At 57.6% G+C, this 19,302-nt stretch carries 21 protein-coding genes and 1 pseudogene; 19 read left to right on the top strand and 3 right to left on the bottom strand.

Annotated features, from left to right (window positions below; genetic code table 11):
• On the bottom strand, positions 1–818 hold an 818-nt coding region (dnaN, locus tag Q0O19_RS09025; protein WP_295522174.1), incomplete at its 3' end, for a DNA polymerase III subunit beta.
• A 149-nt stretch (positions 819–967) separates the two neighbouring features.
• Positions 968–2,368: a chromosomal replication initiator protein DnaA gene (gene dnaA, locus Q0O19_RS09020; protein ID WP_295522172.1), complete on the bottom strand. Its 1,401-nt coding sequence runs from the start codon at positions 2,366–2,368 to the stop codon at positions 968–970.
• A gap of 238 nt (positions 2,369–2,606) precedes the next feature.
• Here dnaA and rpmH point away from each other — a divergent pair, with 238 nt between their 5' ends.
• The 18 genes from rpmH (at position 2,607) to Q0O19_RS08930 (ending at position 18,411) form a co-directional block, all read left to right on the top strand.
• The gene (rpmH, locus tag Q0O19_RS09015) at positions 2,607–2,741 is read left to right on the top strand and encodes a 50S ribosomal protein L34 (RefSeq protein WP_005798102.1); all 135 of its coding nucleotides are present in this window, start codon (positions 2,607–2,609) and stop codon (positions 2,739–2,741) included.
• 67 nt (positions 2,742–2,808) lie between these two features.
• Positions 2,809–3,255, top strand: coding sequence for a ribonuclease P protein component (locus Q0O19_RS09010; protein WP_295522170.1), 447 nt, complete (start codon positions 2,809–2,811; stop codon positions 3,253–3,255).
• Positions 3,255–3,527 carry a membrane protein insertion efficiency factor YidD gene (yidD, locus tag Q0O19_RS09005; RefSeq protein ID WP_295522178.1) on the top strand — a complete coding sequence of 91 codons (273 nt, stop codon included), beginning with the start codon at positions 3,255–3,257 and terminating at the stop codon, positions 3,525–3,527. Before Q0O19_RS09010 ends, yidD begins: the two co-directional genes overlap by 1 nt.
• On the top strand, positions 3,524–5,212 hold the full coding sequence (gene yidC / locus Q0O19_RS09000) for a membrane protein insertase YidC (RefSeq protein ID WP_295522168.1): 1,689 nt from the start codon (positions 3,524–3,526) through the stop codon (positions 5,210–5,212). Before yidD ends, yidC begins: the two co-directional genes overlap by 4 nt.
• Positions 5,213–5,283: 71 nt before the next feature.
• Complete coding sequence (gene mnmE, locus Q0O19_RS08995) at positions 5,284–6,696, top strand: tRNA uridine-5-carboxymethylaminomethyl(34) synthesis GTPase MnmE (protein WP_295522166.1); 1,413 nt, start codon at positions 5,284–5,286, stop codon at positions 6,694–6,696.
• A 126-nt stretch (positions 6,697–6,822) separates the two neighbouring features.
• Positions 6,823–7,512: an FCD domain-containing protein gene (locus Q0O19_RS08990; RefSeq protein WP_295522164.1), complete on the top strand. Its 690-nt coding sequence runs from the start codon at positions 6,823–6,825 to the stop codon at positions 7,510–7,512.
• 26 nt (positions 7,513–7,538) lie between these two features.
• Positions 7,539–8,078 carry a VOC family protein gene (locus Q0O19_RS08985; RefSeq protein WP_295522162.1) on the top strand — a complete coding sequence of 180 codons (540 nt, stop codon included), beginning with the start codon at positions 7,539–7,541 and terminating at the stop codon, positions 8,076–8,078.
• A gap of 24 nt (positions 8,079–8,102) precedes the next feature.
• On the top strand, positions 8,103–8,969 hold the full coding sequence (locus Q0O19_RS08980; RefSeq protein ID WP_295522160.1) for a fumarylacetoacetate hydrolase family protein: 867 nt from the start codon (positions 8,103–8,105) through the stop codon (positions 8,967–8,969).
• A gap of 2 nt (positions 8,970–8,971) precedes the next feature.
• Positions 8,972–9,967 carry a zinc-dependent alcohol dehydrogenase family protein gene (locus tag Q0O19_RS08975; protein WP_295522158.1) on the top strand — a complete coding sequence of 332 codons (996 nt, stop codon included), beginning with the start codon at positions 8,972–8,974 and terminating at the stop codon, positions 9,965–9,967.
• Between the two features lie 55 nt (positions 9,968–10,022).
• The gene (locus Q0O19_RS08970; protein WP_295522157.1) at positions 10,023–10,991 is read left to right on the top strand and encodes a tripartite tricarboxylate transporter substrate binding protein; all 969 of its coding nucleotides are present in this window, start codon (positions 10,023–10,025) and stop codon (positions 10,989–10,991) included.
• Between the two features lie 93 nt (positions 10,992–11,084).
• A complete protein-coding gene (locus Q0O19_RS08965) occupies positions 11,085–11,663 on the top strand; it encodes an amino acid synthesis family protein (RefSeq protein WP_295522155.1) in 579 nt (192 codons plus the stop codon).
• A 153-nt stretch (positions 11,664–11,816) separates the two neighbouring features.
• On the top strand, positions 11,817–12,788 hold the full coding sequence (locus Q0O19_RS08960; RefSeq protein WP_295522152.1) for a fatty acid desaturase family protein: 972 nt from the start codon (positions 11,817–11,819) through the stop codon (positions 12,786–12,788).
• Between the two features lie 22 nt (positions 12,789–12,810).
• A complete protein-coding gene (locus tag Q0O19_RS08955; RefSeq protein WP_295522150.1) occupies positions 12,811–13,593 on the top strand; it encodes an SDR family NAD(P)-dependent oxidoreductase in 783 nt (260 codons plus the stop codon).
• 220 nt (positions 13,594–13,813) lie between these two features.
• The gene (locus Q0O19_RS08950; protein WP_295522148.1) at positions 13,814–14,590 is read left to right on the top strand and encodes an ABC transporter ATP-binding protein; all 777 of its coding nucleotides are present in this window, start codon (positions 13,814–13,816) and stop codon (positions 14,588–14,590) included.
• The gene (locus Q0O19_RS08945) at positions 14,583–15,293 is read left to right on the top strand and encodes an ABC transporter ATP-binding protein (RefSeq protein ID WP_295522146.1); all 711 of its coding nucleotides are present in this window, start codon (positions 14,583–14,585) and stop codon (positions 15,291–15,293) included. Before Q0O19_RS08950 ends, Q0O19_RS08945 begins: the two co-directional genes overlap by 8 nt.
• A gap of 27 nt (positions 15,294–15,320) precedes the next feature.
• Positions 15,321–16,529 carry an ABC transporter substrate-binding protein gene (locus Q0O19_RS08940; RefSeq protein ID WP_295522144.1) on the top strand — a complete coding sequence of 403 codons (1,209 nt, stop codon included), beginning with the start codon at positions 15,321–15,323 and terminating at the stop codon, positions 16,527–16,529.
• 30 nt (positions 16,530–16,559) lie between these two features.
• Positions 16,560–17,447, top strand: a complete 888-nt coding sequence (locus Q0O19_RS08935; RefSeq protein ID WP_295522176.1) for a branched-chain amino acid ABC transporter permease — start codon at positions 16,560–16,562, stop codon at positions 17,445–17,447.
• 4 nt (positions 17,448–17,451) lie between these two features.
• Positions 17,452–18,411, top strand: coding sequence for a branched-chain amino acid ABC transporter permease (locus Q0O19_RS08930; protein WP_295522141.1), 960 nt, complete (start codon positions 17,452–17,454; stop codon positions 18,409–18,411).
• 77 nt (positions 18,412–18,488) lie between these two features.
• Here Q0O19_RS08930 and Q0O19_RS08925 read toward each other — a convergent pair whose 3' ends face one another.
• Entirely contained in the window at positions 18,489–19,004 is a 516-nt protein-coding gene (locus Q0O19_RS08925; RefSeq protein WP_295522138.1) for a 2,4'-dihydroxyacetophenone dioxygenase family protein, read from the bottom strand.
• A 102-nt stretch (positions 19,005–19,106) separates the two neighbouring features.
• On the opposite strand from Q0O19_RS08925, the pseudogene Q0O19_RS08920 reads away from it, so the two are divergent.
• A pseudogene (locus Q0O19_RS08920) lies at positions 19,107–19,302 on the top strand (haloacid dehalogenase type II); the annotation flags it as partial.

Raw genomic sequence — 19,302 nt, 5'->3', positions numbered from 1 at the left:
GTGCGCTGCAGGCAAGACAACAGGGCTTGGCGGCCCAAGGTCAGGTTGTTGCTGTGGCCTTTGGGGATGACGCGGTTGTAGTCGGGAAACTTGCCCTCGACCAACTTGGTCACGAACTCCATGCCGTCAAAGCTGAACTTGGCCTGGTTGTTGGCAAATTGCATCTCGATCGCGCCGTCGGTGTCCGACAGCAAGCGCTGCAGTTCCAGCACGGTCTTGCGCGGCAAGATGACTTCTTGTTTGGTGGGCACTTCCACGTCGAGCGTGGCGGCGGTGAAGGCCAGGCGGTGGCCGTCGGTGGCGACCAGACTCAGACGGTTGCCTTCGGCCACAAACAAGATGCCGTTGAGGTAGTAACGGATGTCGTGCACGGCCATGGCAAACGAGACCTGACCCAGCAATTGCTTGAGGGTTTTTTGCGGCACGCTGAACACGGGGCCGAAGCTGGCCGCTTCTTGCACCAGCGGGAAGTCTTCTGCGGGCAAGGTCTGCAAGGTGAACTTGGACTTGCCACCCTTGAGGATCAGCTTGGCTTGCGAGGACTCCAGACTGACGGACTGGTCAGCGGGCATGGTCCGCAGGATATCGATGAGCTTGCGGGCACCCACGGTGGTGGTGAAGTCGCCTGGGTCGCCATCCACCTCGGCCGTGGTGCGGATCTGGATTTCCAGATCGCTGGTGGTCAGTTGCACGGCGCGGCCGGTTTTGCGGATCAGCACGTTGGCCAACACGGGCAGTGTGTGACGTCGTTCGACAATGCCGGACACGGATTGCAGGACCGACAGCAATTTGTCTTGGGTGGCCTTCAGAACGATCATTTGTCTACCTTTGGTGATTTTTCATGCCACAGCGTGGGGCTGGCGTGATTTGGACAACAAGTTGTATTTTCGCCTTTTTTGGGACCAAATCGGGCCCCAGTGGGGCCAAATCGCTTAATTCTGGGCGGCAATGGCAGCGTCATGCCGTCTCAACCCTTGAGGGTTTGCTCCAGGACGTGCAGCTGCTGGTTCAACTCGGTCATTTGCTGGCGTTCGGCGTTGATCTTGCGCACGGCATGCAGCACGGTGGTGTGGTCACGCCCGCCAAACAGCTCGCCGATCTCAGGCAGGCTTTTTTGGGTCATTTCTTTCGCGAGGTACATGGCAATCTGGCGCGGCCGGGCGATGCTGGCCGGGCGCTTCTTGCTGTACATGTCGGCGACCTTGATCTTGTAATAGTCGGCCACCGTCTTTTGGATGTTTTCCACACTGATCTGTCGGTTTTGGATTGACAGCAGGTCGCGCAGCGCATCTCTGGCCAGCTGGATGGAGACTTCCTTTTGATTAAAACGCGAATAGGCCAAAATTTTGCGCAGCGCGCCTTCAAGTTCACGCACGTTGGAGCGCACGTTTTTGGCGACGAAAAATGCCACCTCCTCGGGCATTTCGCTGCCTTCGCTGATGGCCTTGTTGATCAGGATCGCCACCCGCATTTCGAGTTCGGGCGGCTCCATGGCCACCGTGAGGCCTGAATCAAAGCGCGACACCAAGCGCTCGTGGATGTCGGCCAGGCCCTTGGGGTAGGTGTCGCTGGTCATCACGATGTGCGACTTTTTGGCCAACAACGCTTCAAAAGCATTAAAGAACTCTTCTTGCGTGCGGTCCTTGTTGGCAAAGAACTGCACATCGTCGATCAGCAACAAATCGAGCGAATGGTAATGGTGCTTGAACTCGTCAAAAGTCTTGCGTTGGTAGGCCTTAACCACATCCGAGACGAATTGTTCAGCGTGGATGTAGAGAACCTTGGCCTCCGGGCGATCGGCCAGCAGCTGGTTGCCGATGGCGTGCATCAGGTGGGTCTTGCCCAAACCCACGCCACCATAAATGAACAAGGGGTTGTACAAATGCCCTGGGGAACCCGACACATGCATGGCCGCTGCACGCGCCATGCGGTTGGCGGTGCCTTCGACCAGGTTGTCAAAAGTCAGCGCTGTATTGAGGCGGCTGCGAAAGGTATTGGCTGCCGGCTCTTCGGGCAGATCGATCGGCTCAGGTCCGTTTCCCATCGAAGAAGGCGTGGACTGGCGCACAGGCCTGATGCCGACATCGCGCGGAGTGATCACTAACTCTATTTGAACCGGATGGCCTTGCAGGCTCTCGAGCATGGCCGCCAGACGGCCCGCATATTGAGCGCGAATCCAGTCGAGTTTGAACCGGTTGGCCACAAACAAGGTCATGCGCAATGGGTCTTCCGACACCTGCGCGGTGAGCGGTTTGATCCATGTGTTGAACTGCTGCTCGGGCAACTCGCGGGACAATTCGTCCAAGCAGGCCTGCCACAAAGCTTGGCCAGCATCCATCGAAAATTCTGGGGTGGGTCCCTCGGACATGTTGTATTTTTTTTGTGGACAGTTGAGACAAGAGGCGACAAGGAAACCAAGCTTATCAAGAGCTTATCCACATGCCGATGGGGGTTCTGAATACCATCATAAACCACATCGGTTCTGATGGGGATCAGGGAACACCCGAAATGCAAAAGTCGGATTATTTGCCGAGCGCCCGAAAGTTTGCGATAATCTTGGGTTTCGCCCAAAGCCGATTCATGGCATTGGGTACTAAGGAACAGTCATGAAACGCACTTACCAACCCTCCAAGACACGTCGCGCCCGTACCCACGGCTTCCTGGTTCGCATGAAAACCCGTGGCGGTCGCGCTGTGATCAATGCGCGTCGCGCCAAAGGTCGCAAGCGTCTGGCTGTCTAATGCCTTTTCGACCGTGTGGCTGTGGCCTGTCGCCGCGGCAGCCGGTTGATCTCAGGGTTTGGCCATCGTGCAGCGTTTAAAAACACGCCCACAGTTTCAGGCCGCCCTGGCGGGTGGAACAGTTTCGCGTACTGCGCATTTTGTGTTGCACCGCCTGACATTGACTCCGCCTGCAGACATTTCCTTGCCTTCTGCCAAACAAGTCGGGCCTGCACCTTCACCGGAACAGGCCCTTTTTGGCATTTTTGATGTTTGGCTGGGTGCCATGGTGCCCAAACGCTGGGCACGGCGAGCTGTGACGCGCAATGCCATCAAACGCCAAATCTACAACGTGAGCGAGCACTTTGGTGATCGTCTGCCTGCGGCCGCTCATGTGGTTCGCTTGCGCACCACGTTTGACCGCGAGCAATTCATCAGTGCCTCGTCTGAACCTCTGAAACTGGCCGTCCGCCTGGAGCTGATGCAGTTGTTCGAGCGCGCAGTCCGGCCCCCCACCATGGAGGTCAGCGCATGATCATCCAGCGCTTATTGATGGGTATGGTGCGCGGCTACCGCTTGCTGCTGAGCCCTTGGTTGGGATCGTCCTGCCGTTTTGAGCCCACGTGTTCGGCCTATGCTTTGCAAGCCTTGGAACAGCATGGTGCCGCCCAAGGCGCTTACCTGACCGTTCACCGTTTGGTGCGTTGTGGTCCCTGGTGTACCGGTGGTCACGACCCTGTTCCCTCACAAGCACCCCGCTTGTTCTCTGCATTGTTTCCTCCTACTTCGTCAAAGAAGACCCCATGAACGATATCCGCCGCACCATCCTTTGGGTGATTTTTGGTTTTTCAATGGTTCTGTTGTGGGACCAATGGCAGTTGTACAACGGCCAAAAGGCCACTTTCTTTCCGAAACCGGAAGTTGCGGCTCCCGCCAAAGAGGCGGCAGCACCTGCGGCCAGTGCCAACGCTGTGCCCACAGCCACCCCCGCAGCGGTGGCAGCCACACCGGGCCAAGTGCCCTCGTCTGTGCCCGCTGTCACGGCTGGGGCCCGCGAGACCATCGAAGTGAACACCGATGTGCTCAAGCTGAGCTTTGACTCCGAAGGCGGCTCCTTGGTGCGTACCGAATTCACCCAACACGCTGATTTTGTCGACAGCACCAAGCCTTTTGTATTTCTTGACCAGAGCAGCAGCCGCGTTTATGTGGCGCAAACCGGCCTGATTGGCGGCGACTTTCCGACGCACAAATCGCCCATGAAGTTCAGCGGTGAACGCAGCCTGAAAGACGGCCAGAACGAATTGACCTTGCGCTTCGAGTCGGATGCGCAAAACGGTGTGAAGTTGATCAAGACCTACACCCTGCAGCGCGGCAACTACGCGATTGGTGTGAAGCATGAAGTGGTCAACACCGGCACGGCCAATGTGTCACCACAGCTGTACATGCAATTGGTGCGTGATGGCAACAAGCCTGCGGGCGAATCGTCGTTCTATTCGACCTTCACAGGCCCTGCTGTGTATACCGAGGCCAAAAAGTACCAAAAGGTTGAGTTCAGCGACATCGAGAAGAACAAGGCCGAAATCGACAAGAGCTCGCCCAATGGCTACGTGGCCATGGTGCAACACTACTTTGCAACCGCTTGGCTGCTGGCAGATGGCATTCAGCGCGAAAACTTCGTGCGCAAGGTCGATACCAATTTGTACGCTGTGGGCATGATCACACCCTTGGCCGATGTGGCGCCTGGCCAGTCCAAAAGCGTGAGCGCTCAATTGTTCAGCGGCCCTCAAGAGGAGAAGGCGCTTGAAGCTTTGGCGCCCGGCCTGGACTTGGTAAAGGACTATGGCTGGTTGGCCATGCTGTCCAAGCCTTTGTACTGGTTGCTCGACAAGCTGTTCAGCTTCATCCAGAACTGGGGCTGGTCCATCGTGGCGCTGGTGCTCTTGCTCAAGATCGCTTTTTACTGGCTCAACGCCAAGGCTTACGCCAGCATGGCCAAGATGAAGGCCATCAACCCCAAAATCATGGAAATGCGTGAGCGCTTGAAAAACGATCCGCAAAAAATGCAGCAAGAGATGATGCGCATTTACCGAGAAGAAAAGGTCAACCCGATGGGTGGCTGCTTCCCGATCATGGTTCAAATTCCGGTGTTCATTGCACTTTACTGGGTGCTGTTGTCCAGCGTGGAAATGCGCAACGCCCCGTGGATCTTGTGGATCAATGACCTTTCAGCGCCCGATCCTTTTTTCATCTTGCCGATCGTGATGACATTGACCACCTTGCTGCAAACAGCGCTCAACCCCGCGCCACCAGACCCGATGCAAGCCAAGTTGATGTGGTTCATGCCCATGATCTTTTCGGTGATGTTCTTCTTCTTCCCGGCCGGCTTGGTGCTGTACTGGATCACCAACAACATCTTGTCGATCGCTCAGCAGTGGATGATCAACACCCGCATGGGCGTACCGCCGCAGTTCAATCTGCCATCCTTCAAGTAACCCCGAAGGGCCGCGAAAGCGGCCTTTTTTTGGCCATTGGCTCTCCCCATCTACCCCGGTTGCAACTGCCCATGCTCGCCAGACACCAAGAGCCCATCGTCGCCATCGCCACCGCACCAGGCCGTGGCGCAGTGGGCATTGTGCGGGTGTCGGGCCGCCATCTGTCTTCGCTGATTCAGGTGCTGTGTGGGCGTCAGCTCCAGCCGCGCGAGGCAAGCTACCTGCCTTTTGCCGATGCCGATGGCAGCCCGATTGACCATGGCCTGGCTTTGCACTTTGTGGCCCCGCACTCGTTCACGGGTGAGGACGTGCTGGAGCTGCAAGCCCATGGTGGCCCTGTGGTGCTGCAGTTGCTGGTGGCGCGTTGCGTGCAGGCGGCGGCCGAAATTGACCCCGCCACCGGTCTGCCACGTTTGGCCGGATTGCGGGTGGCGCAGCCGGGCGAATTTTCTGAACGCGCTTTTTTGAACGACAAGATCGACTTGGCGCAAGCCGAGGCGATTGCCGACCTGATCGACGCCAGCACCGAAGCGGCGGCACGCAGCGCCAGCCGGTCTTTGGCCGGTGATTTTTCCAAAGAAATCCATGTGCTGCGCGACGCCTTGATTCACCTGCGCATGCTGGTGGAAGCGACCTTGGATTTTCCGGAAGAAGAAATTGACTTCCTGCAAAAAGCCGACGCACAAGGGCAACTGACGCGCTTGCAAGTGGCACTGATGGCGGTACTGGGCAAAGCCAAGCAAGGCGCCTTGCTGCGCGAAGGCATCAAGGTGGTGATTGCCGGGCAGCCCAATGCAGGCAAGAGCTCGCTGCTCAACGCGCTGGCCGGGGCCGAGCTGGCCATCGTCACACCGATTGCGGGCACCACACGCGATGTGGTACAGCAAACCATTCAAATCGAAGGCGTGCCACTGCATGTGATCGATACCGCCGGACTGCGCCAAGGCGAAGGCGTGGACGAGGTGGAGCAAATCGGCATTGCCCGCGCTTGGGGCCAGATCGACAACGCAGATGCGGTGCTTTTTTTGCACGACCTGACACGCACGGGCCAGACCGAATACGACAACGCCGATGCCGAGATTGCCACCGCTTTGAAAACCCGTTTGTCCGCCAACATCGCCGTGATCGACGTGTGGAACAAGGCAGATGCGGCCAAGGGCTTGGCCAATCGATCGGGCCTGACCTTGTCCGCCCGCACAGGCGAAGGCCTGCAAGCCCTGCGCCAGCAACTGCTGCAACAAGCCGGCTGGCAGCAAGCCAGCGAAGGCCTGTTCATGGCCCGCGAGCGCCATGTGCAAGCGCTGCACCGGGTGCGTGAACATCTGGATCTGGCCGACGCCCATCTGTCCGCCCGAGCGCAAAACCTGGACCTGCTGGCCGAAGAGCTGCGCCTGGGCCAAAACGCCCTGAACGAGATCACGGGGGAGTTCAGCGCCGATGACTTGCTGGGCGTGATCTTTTCGAGTTTTTGCATCGGCAAATGAATCCCGGTTGTGCTGAATCGACCCACTGACGGTCGCACCCCTAGCCGCTGAACGACGCCCATGGCTTTGCAGCCTAGGGTTAGCATGAATGCGCACAATCTGATTTTTGTGCACAATTTGTAAATCATGCAAGGAATCACACCCAACACCACCGTCTCTGAACAAGCATTCCAGGTGCTTCGACAAGATGTTTTGTCGGGTCGGCACGCACCCGAAACCAAGCTCAAACTGGACACTTTGCAATCCCTGTACGGGTACTCCAGCAGTCCACTGCGCGAAGCTCTGAACCGTTTGGTACAAGAGGGACTGGTCAAGGCGGACGAGCGTCGCGGCTTCAGGGTGGCAGCCATATCGCCAGACGATCTGGCCGACATTACCAAAATGCGCCTGCTGCTCGACGTGACTGCGCTGCGCGAATCGATACAACACGGTGATGATGCTTGGGAAGCAAACATTGTGGCGAGCTTTCACCGCCTCGAAAAAATAGAGTCTCGCCTGCCACTAGGGCCCGTCGTCCTCGACGCCGAGTGGAGCCAGCGCCACCGGGACTTTCACATGTCCCTGATCGCCGCCTGCCCCTCTGAGCGGCAACTGAGCTGGAGCATAAGCCTGTTTGACCAAGCCGAGCGGTATCGGCACTTTGCCGCACGCAACAGAACCGTGCTCAAAAAGAAAGACGCCGAGCACCGTGCCCTGATGAAAGCCGTGGTACGGCGCGATGCGGCCACTGCAAGCCAAATGCTCAGCGAACACATTGCCGGCACGCAAACCAATGTGTTGGCCGCTTTTGCACTGATGCCAAAAAATCGCACCTGATTTTTAACCTTCAACCCAAAGACCCCATGCTGCAAGTCACAAAACCGACCCCTTCTCATTTCGGCATCTATGTCTGGGATGTCGAAAAAATGGTGCACTTTTACACCTCGGTTTTTGGCATGGTGATCAATGACCGAGGGGTAGGCAAAACCTTCAAAGCCCCCTTGGTTTTTTTGAGTTCAACACCCGACCAACACCACCAGTTGGTCATCGCTGGCGGCCGTCCGCCAGAGGCCACCTTCAGCACGGTGATGCAACTGTCTTTTGCAGTGCCCTCCATCCAGACATTGCGCGATTTACGTGACAAAGCCACGGCCTTGGGTGCGACCAAGGTGATGCCCATGAACCACGGCAATGCGCTGTCGGTTTACTTTGCAGATCCGGAGGGCAACACGGTGGAAACCTACATTGACATGCCTTTCTACATTTCACAACCACACGGCGATCCGCTCGATCTGAGCCAAGACGACGACACCATCTTGCGCGAAACCGAAGCGATCTGCCGCAGTGATCCCAGCTTCATGCCGATTGACCAATGGCAAGCGCAATTCGCTCAAAAAATCTAAATCCATTTCACCCTAGGAACTCCCATGAAATTACTCTCCTTCGTTCACCAAGGCCGCGAAACCTGGGGTGCCGTGACAGGCCCCGACACCGTGGTGGATCTGGGCCAAGCGATGCCGCAATTTGCCACGCTCACCGACTACATTGCCTCCGGCGCTTACCTGCAAGCGCAGCACGATGCAGCCCAACAAAAAACGTCCATTGCCATGGGCAACATCACATTTTTGCCGGTCATTCCCAAACCGGAAAAGATCGTGTGTGCTGTGCGCAACTACATGGACCACCACCAAGAAGTGTTGGCAGCAGGCATGCACCGCGAACTGTCCGAAGAGCCTCCTATTTTTCTGCGCGTATGGCGCTCGCAAGTCGCGCACGGTCAGCCCATCATTTGTCCTAAGGTCTCTGGTTCGCTCGACTGGGAAGGCGAATTGGCCGTGATCATTGGCAAAGAAGGCCGCAACATTTCTGAAGCCGATGCGTTTGACCATGTAGCGGGCTATTCCTGCTACAACGATGGCAGCATCCGCGAATGGCAGTTCCACGCCAAGCAAATCGCATCGGGCAAGAACTTTGAGTCCACCGGAGGCTTTGGCCCCTGGATGGTCACCGCCGATGAAATCGCGCCCAACCAAGAACTGAAGCTGATCACCCGCCTGAACGGCGAAGTGGTGCAGTCGAGCCACACCGGGCACATGATTTTCCCGATTGCCAAGCTCATCAGCTACGCCTCCACCATCTTCACGCTGGTGCCAGGCGATGTGATCATCACGGGGACGCCCGCTGGCGTGGGCTGGAGCCGAAAGCCCCAGTGGTTCATGAAGCCGGGCGATGTCTGTGAAGTGGAAATCGAAGGCATCGGTACCTTGGTCAACCCGATCGTGGCACAAGCCTGAACATGAAAGCGATTCAAGTCCAGGTGCCTGGCGGACCTGAAAACCTGATCGAAGTGGATCTGCCCGATCCGCTGCCAGGTCCTGGACAGGTTCGCGTCAAAGCCTGCGCGATTGGCGTGGGCAGGCCCGATGTTCTGATCCGCAAAGGCACCTACAAATGGATGCCACCCTTGCCCGCAATACCCGGTGCCGAATTGGCCGGTGTGGTGGATGCCGTGGGCGAGGGGGTCACGCAATGGCAGATGGGTGACCGCGTTTTGGTCAGCGCCCGTGAGTTGCCCCAACGAGGCGGTTGTTATGCAGAAGCCATCGTGGTACCCGAAGATGCACCCTACCGATTGCCAGACACTGTTTCTTTTGACGATGCGGTGAGCCTGCCCAATTTGCAGTTGGCTTTGGCACTCCTGCAGAGTGCTGGCCCCATGACATGCGAAGCACCCCATGTATTGATCACCGGAGCTTCGGGTGGCGTGGCGGGGATGTTGTGCCAAGTGGCCAAGCTTAAGGGCTTTGTCACCATTGGCACCAGCAGAAGCCGTGACAAAGCGCAATTTGCATTGGCCCATGGCTTTGACCACGTCATTTGTACCGACGACGAAACACCGAAAGAGCGCCTTGCGCAGATCACCAAGAGCAAAGGGCTGAATCTGGTGTTCGATCACTTGGGTGGACAAAGTTTGGTCGATGGGCTCAAAAGCCTGGCACCTTTTGGCACGCTGGTGTCCTACAACATCGTGCAAGGTCCGCCAACCGAAGACACCTTCCAAGTGATGCGCCAATTGCTGGAGAAAAGCCTGGCCATTCGTTGTTTTTCAATGCACACCTTTGACGCAGACCGTGACACACGACGCGGACTGATGAACAACGCCATCGACCTGTTGGCTCAGCAGCGCGCCAGCTTTTCGTCACCCCAAATTTTTAAGCTCAGCGAGGTCCAAAAAACCCACGCTTTGCTAGACCAAGGTCTTGTCAGTGGAAAGCTGGTCATGCACCCATGACCCACAGCTCAAACCATGAATTTGACAGTGAACCATTTATAACTAGGAGACCACCATGCTTCGTCGACAACTTCTGGTCACACTGACCATCACCGCCTTGGCACTCCCAGGGGCCGCGCCGGCACAAGCCTATCCCGACCGGCCCATCAAGGTCATGCAAGGTTTTGCTCCCGGTGGCAACGCCGACAACATCGCCCGAACTGTGGGCCTGGAAATGGGCAAAGGTCTTGGCCAATCCATCGTGGTCGAGGCCCAAGCCGGCGCAGGCGGAACCATTGCTGCCACCACCGTCGCCAAAGCCAGGCCCGATGGCTACACCTTGCTGTTGGCCACCGGTGGGCATGCCGTTGCTGGGGCCTTGTTCAATAATCTGGCATACCGCACGGTGCAGGATTTTGAAATGGTCAGCACCATCACTTACTTTCCTTTCTTGGTGGTGGTTCCGGCGAACAGCAAGTATCCGAACCTGACGGCATTGCTGGCCGCAGCAAAAGCCAACCCAACCGAATTGAGCTATGGGACAGCGGGTATCGGATCCACACACCATCTGGCGGGCGAGTTGCTCGCAAGCACGTCCAAAACAAAGCTGCTGCATGTGCCCTTCAGAGGCGATTCCGCTTCGCTGACAGCGCTGTTGGGTGGAGAAATTCCGATGATCATTGCCCCGCCCACAGCGGTGCTGGCCAACATCAAATCGGGCAAGCTTCGCGCCATTGCGACCACCGGTCCTCAGCGCTGGCAGGGGCTGCCCGATGTGCCGACCGTGTCGGAGCAAGGGGTGACGGGCTACGACGTTCAGTCATGGGCCGGTTTGATGGCGCCTGCAGGCACCCCCAAACCCGTCATTGACCGCCTGAACGCCGAGTTGCAAAAAGCGCTGTTGGTGCCCGCTGTGAAAACGCGCCTGGAGGACATGGGCGGCGAGGTGCGCGGCAGCACCTCGGATGAGATGCGCAACATGGTGGCCGCACAAACCCAAAAATGGATTCAAGTGGTGAACGACGCCAAAATACCGAAAAACTAAGTCCCTCAGCGGGTTGCGGGCGCCTGACCCCAACGGGCACCTTATTGCCAGCGCAGCCAAAGGCAACGCACCCGCCTTTTTTGAAAGTTCAAGATGTCACTGATTCAGATACGCAAACGAAGCCTCACCATTGAAACCACTTACCACGAGGGCGGCCCCGTGACCGACCAGCCTTTGAAGCTGGCCGCCGCATGCGCTGTCATTCACAACCCCTATGCAGGCACCTATGCGCCGGACCTCATGCATTTCATGGCCGAGCTCAGGTCGCTGGGCACAGTGTTGGCACAAGAGTTGATCGACACACTGGGCAAAGACAACATCGAGGTTTACAGCAAAGCCGCCATCGTGGGCGTCAATGGGGAGATGGAACACGGCGCCGTTTGGCACGAAGCCGGGGGCTGGGCCATGCGATCGTTGTTGGGCAACCCTAAAGCCATCGTGCCGGCCAGCAAGGCGGTGGCCAGCGCGGGGTATCGCCTGATGGTGCCCGTGCATTACATCCACGCTTGTTATGTGCGCAGCCACTTCAACAGCATGGAAGTGGGCATTCAAGATGCCCCTCGGCCTAATGAAATTTTGTTTGCCTTGGTCATGGGAACGGGTGGCCGCATTCACTCGCGGCTGGGTGGCTTGACCAAGGAAGCTGTTTCGGTCCACGACGGTCAGCGCTAAATCGCCTGTGAACGCTGTCGAGTCAGGTTCTTTTTGACAGCCCTTTTCAGAACACGTCGACGCCCGTCTCTGCGCCAGCATTAAGCCGTCACGACTGTGACTGTTTGTGAAGATCAACAGGTCCAAGATGTGCACTTTGCCCATGGATTTGTCATGATCGTCGACACCCAACCCATCTTGAGCCCCGAGCAAGACGCATTTTTACGTGAACGCTCGGACTGGATGGGGGCATATCTGGTGTTGCACGCTTGGGGGGTGATTGCGCTGGCGATGGCGTTTTTCATCGCGTGGCCCAACCCCTTGAGCTTCGTTGTGGCCGTTGTGCTCATTGGCGGCAGGCAGTTGGGCCTGGCGATCTTGATGCACGATGCGGCGCACCGGGCCTTGTTCAAGAACACCCGACTGAACGACACCGTCGGTGCTTTTTTGTGTGGCTGGCCTGTGGGCGCCAGCCTCACGCTGTACCGCCCTTATCACCTGAGTCATCACCGCCATACCCAACAAAAAGAAGACCCTGACCTGGTCCTGTCGGCCCCGTTTCCGATCAGCAAGGCCAGTTTCTGGCGCAAGATGCGCCGAGACATTTTGGGCATCACAGGCTACCAGCGGCGCATGGAAACCTTCCGTCATGAAATGGGCGATGACCCCCGCCGTGTCCAGCGCTGGCTTGAACTGGCCCGCCAGGAAAAGCATTTTTTATTCACCAACCTCTTGATATTGGCAGTCACCGCGGCTGCCGGGGTGTGGTGGGCCTACTTTGCCTTGTGGTTGCTGCCATTGCTGACCTGGTACCAAGTCATCAGCCGCATCCGCAACATCGCCGAGCATGCGGTGGTGGGCGACAACGATGACCGGCTGCGCAACACGCGCACCACTTTGACAAACTGGGGCATGCGCATGGTGTTGGCGCCGTACTGGGTCAACTACCACCTGGAACACCACTTGTTTGTATTTACCCCCTGCTGGAAACTGCCTGCGGCCCACCGCATGTTGATCGGGCAAGGCTTTGGCCCGCGCATGGAACTGGCCCCGGGCTATCTGGCGGTGCTGCGCAAAGCGCTTGCCAAACCGCACGATGACCACAGCCCACCGGCCGACCCGCGCAAACGCGCGGCGCTCATCTAAAGTGCGCACACAAGGATTGACCATGGCCCACCGCCTCGACGAACAAGTCGCCATCATCACTGGGGCCAGTCGGGGCATTGGCCGGGCCATCGCTGAGGCCTACGCGGCCGAAGGGGCCCGCTTGTGCCTGATCGCCACCGACATGGCACGGCTGCAAGAGGTCCAGGACAGCTTGGGTTTACCGGCTGAGCAAATCTTGACGCTGAGCCTGAATGTGCGCGACCGCGATGCCTGTTTTGCCGCCGTCAAGCAGGTGGAACAGCACTTCGGCCGTGTGGATGTGTTGGTCAACAACGCCGGCGTCTACCGTGCCAAGTCTTTTTTGGACTACACACCGGGGGACTTTCAGGACCTGCTCGATGTGAACCTGTTTGGTGTGCTTCACTTCATGCAAGCGGTGCTGCCGGGCATGCAGGCACGCCGGCATGGGCGCATCGTGAACATGGCCTCGACGGCTGGAAAATGGGGCTCGCGCAACCAAAGCGCCTACAACGTGAGCAAGCATGCCGTGGTGGGCATCACCCGTTGCGTGGCGCTCGAAGCCAGCCCTCACAACGTGACCGTGAATGCGATTTGTCCGGGCTTCATTCAGACCGACATGGTGGAAGAACTCAAAGCCCAAGTGGCACACAGCTCGGGCATGACAGGCGAAGAACTGGTCAAGGCTGCACTGAGCCGTGTGCCCTTGGGGCGCATATTGAACCCCACAGAAATCGCTGGCCTGGCGGTGTTTTTGGGATCGGCAGAATCCAGCGGCATGACCGGCCAGAGCATCCATGTGGACGGCGGCATGGTGATGTTTTGAGTACCAAATATTGAGCATCAATAGGTCAAGGCCTTCTTTCAGCAAGGGCTTTGCCCCGGCATCTGAGCTTCAACAGCCCCGAAAATTGGCAGATCTCATGGGGCAGATGAATATTTCGTCGCGCAAGAGACAGAACCGCGGGATAACCATGTACGCGGTCTGGTGTGCAGGACACAGAATGCGGCTGTCATTTATTCTTTGTTGTCCAGGTAAAAATTCAATGGCTGACGAAATCATTCTCGAAACCCATGGGCTCACCAAAGAGTTCAAGGGTTTTGTGGCGGTCAACGGTGTGGATCTGCGTGTCAAACGCGGGCAAATCCATGCACTGATCGGCCCTAACGGCGCCGGCAAAACCACCGTGTTCAATTTGTTGACCAAGTTCCTGATCCCCACCAAGGGGCAGATTGTGTTCAATGGCCACGACATCACCTCCGAAAAACCCTCACAAGTGGCGCGGCGGGGCATAGTGCGGTCCTTCCAAATTTCGGCCACGTTTCCCAACCTCACGGTGATGGAGAACGTGCGAATTGGTTTGCAACGGGCCACCGGCATTTCGATGCATTTCTGGCGGTCCGAGCGCAGCCTGAACCAACTCAACGACCAGGCCATGGCCCTGCTCGACCAAGTGGATCTTGGCAGCATGGCCGACCTGACAGCTGTTGAATTGCCTTATGGCCGCAAACGCGCCCTTGAAATCGCCACCACCTTGGCCATGCAGCCTGAGTTGATGTTGCTGGACGAACCCACACAAGGCATGGGCCACGAAGACGTGGACCGTGTCACACAACTGATCAAAAAAGTCAGTGCCAACCGCACCGTCTTGATGGTGGAACACAACATGAACGTGGTGTCCAAAATTGCCGACACCATCAGTGTGCTGCAACGCGGTCAAGTGATTGCGGAAGGGCCTTACGCCGTGGTGTCGCAGAACCCCCAAGTCCTTGAAGCTTATATGGGCACCACCGACAACCAGCTGGAGGGAGCCCATGGCTGAGCCCAAAGAAATGCTGCGCATCAGCAACTTGCAAGCCTGGTACGGCGAGTCGCACATCCTGCATGGGGTGGACCTCACGGTGAACGAAGGCGAAGTGGTGACGCTTTTGGGGCGCAATGGCGCAGGCCGCACCACCACGGTCAAATCCATCTTGGGCCTGGTGGGTCGGCGCACCGGCTCCATCACCATCCACGGCCAAGAAACCGTGAACTGGGCACCACACCAGATCGCCAAACTGGGTTTGGGCTATTGCCCCGAAGAGCGCGGCATTTTCTCGGCCCTGACGTGCGAAGAAAACCTCTTGCTTCCCCCTGTCATCGCCCCCAACGGCATGTCGGTCGAAGAAATCTACGACATGTTCCCCAACCTGCTGGAGCGACGCAACAGCCCGGGCACACGTCTGTCCGGCGGTGAACAGCAAATGTTGGCCGTGGGGCGCATCCTGCGCACCGGCGCGCGCTTTTTGTTGCTCGACGAAATTTCCGAAGGCCTGGCCCCCGTCATTGTGCAAGCCTTGGCGCGCATGATCACGGCCCTCAAAGCCAAAGGCTTCACCATCATCATGGTGGAACAAAATTTCCGGTTTGCCGCGCCGCTGGCCGACCGGTTTTACGTGATGGAGCATGGCCAGATGGTGGAGACCTTCAGTTCGCAAGAACTGTCCTCCAAGATGGGCATGTTGCACGAGTACCTGGGCGTCTGATTTTTTTTTCTAACTGGAGACAACACGATGAAACGCAAACTTCTTTCTTTGGCCGCCATGGCCGCCTTCGCTGGCGGCGCACAAGCCCAAATCTCTGACGGCATCGTCAAGATCGGCGTGCTCAACGACATGTCGGGTCTTTACTCCGACATCACCGGTCCCGGCTCCTTGACCGCGGCCAAAATGGCCGTCGAAGACTACATCAAGGCCACCAAAAGCACCTTGAAAGTCGAAGTCGTGGGCGCTGACCACCAAAACAAACCCGATGTCGGCTCCAACGTTGCTCGCCAATGGTTTGACACCGACAAAGTCGACATGATCGCCGACGTACCCACCTCTTCGGTGGGTCTGGCGGTGGCCAAAATTGCCAGCGACAAAGGCAAACTGCATGTGAACTCTGGCTCTGCCACGGCCGACCTGTCCGGCAAAGCCTGCAACGCCAACACCATCCACTGGGCTTATGACACCTGGATGCTGGCCAACGGCACCGGCAAAGCCATTGTCAAAAGCGGTGGTGACACCTGGTTCTTCCTGACCGCCGACTACGCTTTCGGCCACGCCTTGGAGCGTGACACCGAAGCTGTGGTGCTCAAAAACGGCGGCAAGGTGGTGGGCAAAGTGCGCACCCCATTCCCCACCCAAGACTTCTCTTCTTTCTTGCTGCAGGCTCAAGCCTCCAAAGCCAAGATCATTGGCTTGGCCAACGCGGGCGGTGACACCACCAACTCGATCAAACAAGCGGCCGAGTTCGGCATCACCAAAGGCGGCCAAAACCTGGCCGGTATGTTGGTATTCTTGCCCGACGTGCATTCGCTGGGCCTGAACATCGCTCAAGGCCTGATGTTGACCGAAACCTTCTACTGGGACCTGAACGACAACACCCGCGCGTTCAGCAAACGATTTGCTGCAGCGCAAGGCGGCAAGTACCCCTCCATGGTGCAAGCCGGTGTCTACTCCAGCGTGATCCACTACCTCAAGGCCGTGGACGCCGCCAAGACCGATGACGGCACCAAAGTCGCTGCCAAGATGAAAGAGCTGCCTACCGACGATCCTTTGTTCGGCAAAGGCTCTGTGCGTCCTGACGGTCGCAAGATCCACCCCGCCTACCTGTTCCAGGTCAAGAAGCCTTCTGAGTCCAAAGGCCCATACGACTACTACAAGCTGGTGGCCACCATCCCTGCCAACGAGGCCTTCCGCCCCTTGGCTGAGAGCGATTGCCCACTCGTCAAGAAGTAACCACACCTGTTTGTTCAAGCAAGTCGAATCATCATGGAAATCTTTGGCATACCCTCGCAAGCCCTCTTTGGGCAATTGCTGATCGGGCTGATCAACGGCTCTTTTTACGCGTTGCTCTCGCTGGGCCTGGCCGTGATTTTCGGCTTGCTGAACATCATCAACTTCACCCATGGCGCCCAGTACATGCTGGGCGCTTTTGTGGCTTACCTGTCACTCACCAAGTTGGGCATCAACTACTGGGTGTCGCTCATCGTGACGCCCATCCTGGTGGGTGCCACCGGCATGCTGATTGAGCGCACCATGCTCAAGAAGCTGTACAAGCTGGACCACCTGTATGGTCTGCTGCTCACCTTCGGTCTGGCCTTGATCATTCAGGGTTTGTTCCGCCACGAATTCGGCTCTTCGGGCATGCCTTATCCTGTGCCCGAAGTATTCAAAGGTGCTTACAACACCGGCTTCATGTTCCTGCCCAAGTACCGCGCTTGGGTCATTGTGGCTTCGCTGGTGGTGTGCTTGTCCACCTGGTACGTGATCGAGCGCACCAAGTTGGGCGCCTATTTGCGCGCCGCCACCGAAAACCCGAGTCTGGTGCAGGCCTTTGGCATCAACGTGCCCCGCATGATCACCCTGACCTACGGCTTCGGCGTGGGCTTGGCTGCTTTTGCCGGTGTGATGGCCGCACCCATTTACCAAGTCAACCCGACCATGGGTGCCGACATCATCATCGTGGTGTTTGCCGTGGTCGTGATTGGCGGCATGGGCTCCATCATGGGCGCGATCCTCACGGGTTTTGGCCTGGGCCTGATCGAGGGCCTGACCAAAGTGTTCTACCCCGAAGCCTCCAGCACGGTGATTTTCATCATCATGACCATTGTTCTCCTGATCAAGCCCGCCGGTTTGTTTGGCACGCAGAAGTAAGACCATGACCACAGTCTCGACGCCCTCCTTCAAGACCCAGTCGTTCACGCACCAATGGGTGGCTTTTGCCATCATGGTGCTGGTCCTGGTGATCGCCCCCATCTGGGTTTACCCGATTTTTCTGATGAAGGTCATGTGCTTTGCCTTGTTCGCATGCGCCTTCAATTTGCTTATCGGTTTTGGTGGCCTGCTGTCTTTTGGCCACGCCATGTTTTTGGGTACCGCAGGCTACGCCGCGGCCCATGCGGCCAAAGTCTGGGGCTGGAACCCCGAATTGGCGGTGTTGTTCGCCACCGCCTGTTCAGGCTTGCTGGCGCTGCTCACCGGCATGCTGGCGATTCGTCGGCAAGGCATTTACTTTGCCATGATCACCTTGGCATTTTCGCAAATGGTGTTCTTTTTCTACCTGCAAACGCCCTTCACGGGTGGCGAAGACGGCATTCAGTCGGTGCCGCGTGGCAAGTTGTTTGGCGTGTTCGATTTGTCCGACAACTCGGCCATGTACGTGTTTGTGCTGGCCATCTTCCTGGCCGGTTTTGCCTTGATCTGGCGCATCATTTATTCGCCTTTTGGTCAGATTCTCAAGGCCATCCGCGAAAACCAGGACCGCGCGATTTCGCTGGGCTATGACACCGACATGTTCAAGCTGATCGCCTTTGTGATCTCTGGCGCCTTGGCCGGTACCGCCGGAGCCACCAAATCACTGGTGTTCCAATTGGCCTCGCTGACCGACGTCCATTGGTCCATGTCGGGAGAGGTGGTCTTGATGACGCTGCTGGGCGGTCTGGGCACCTTGTTTGGGCCAGTGGTCGGCGCAGCGGTGATCGTGAGCATGCAGAACTACCTCGCCCAATTCGGGGCATGGGTCACCATCATCCAAGGCGTGATCTTTGTGGTCTGCGTGCTGGCTTTCCGCCGGGGCATCATTGGCGAAATCGCCAACTGGCTTAAGAAACCGCTTTGATATCGGCCCTCACCTGGGCGTGAGGTCCTCAAAAAAAACCGCCCTCAGAGGCGGTTTTTTTGTCGCTGACCTCAGGATCAGCGCATGAAGGTTTTCACATGATCCGCCCCCAAGCCCACCGTCTCAAAGTGGGCGCGGTATTTTTCGATGCGGGTGAACACGTCGTCATAGCCCGTGGCGTTGCCCTGTGTGTCCACATACATGAGCGCGCCGTGTACCGTGAACAGGGTGACCATGTCCTGGCAATCATCGGGCACCACCAAGGTGTGCGTTTCACCCGGGGGCTCAAATACATAGCTGCCCGTTTCGGCCACCCAGTCGTGCTCCAGATACAGCCATTTGCCGCGCAACACATAAGCGTGCACCATGCCTGAATGGCGGTGGCGCTGCAGCAAGCCCGAGCGTTTGACCTTGAGCAGGTGGACGTAAAAACCACCCGAGGTGTTCAAATGCAAAGGCCTTGACCAGATGCCCGGGGCAATGGGCGCCCACAGGCGCTCATCATCGGTGTCCACATCGGGGATGACCATGTCCGGAGACATGCCCCAGGGCTGGGGTTTGGCATAAGGTTGGCGGTCGTCAGGGTCACTCATCGCTGGTTCTCTTTTCAACAATCCTTGACCATAACGTCAACAGCGCAGCGTGTCTGCTCTTTGGGTGACAGCCACTGTGCCGGTGCATGAAACAATGTTGCCATGCATACACCTCAATTCGCCCCCGACAGCGTCCAGGTTCTGGCGTTTGATATTTTTGGAACCGTCGTCGATTGGCATGGCAGCATCGTGCGCGAGATGCAGACCCTGTACCCCCAAGTGGATGGTGACGCCTTTGCCCTGGCCTGGCGGGCAGGCTACCAACCCGCCATGCAGCGGGTGATGAGCGGCGAACTCG

The sequence above is a fragment of the Limnohabitans sp. Rim8 genome, assembly GCF_945869175.1.
GTDB lineage: Bacteria > Pseudomonadota > Gammaproteobacteria > Burkholderiales > Burkholderiaceae_C > Limnohabitans_A.
The sequence above is the reverse complement of the archived record's forward strand: the minus strand, read 5'-3'. Positions and strand labels throughout refer to the sequence as shown.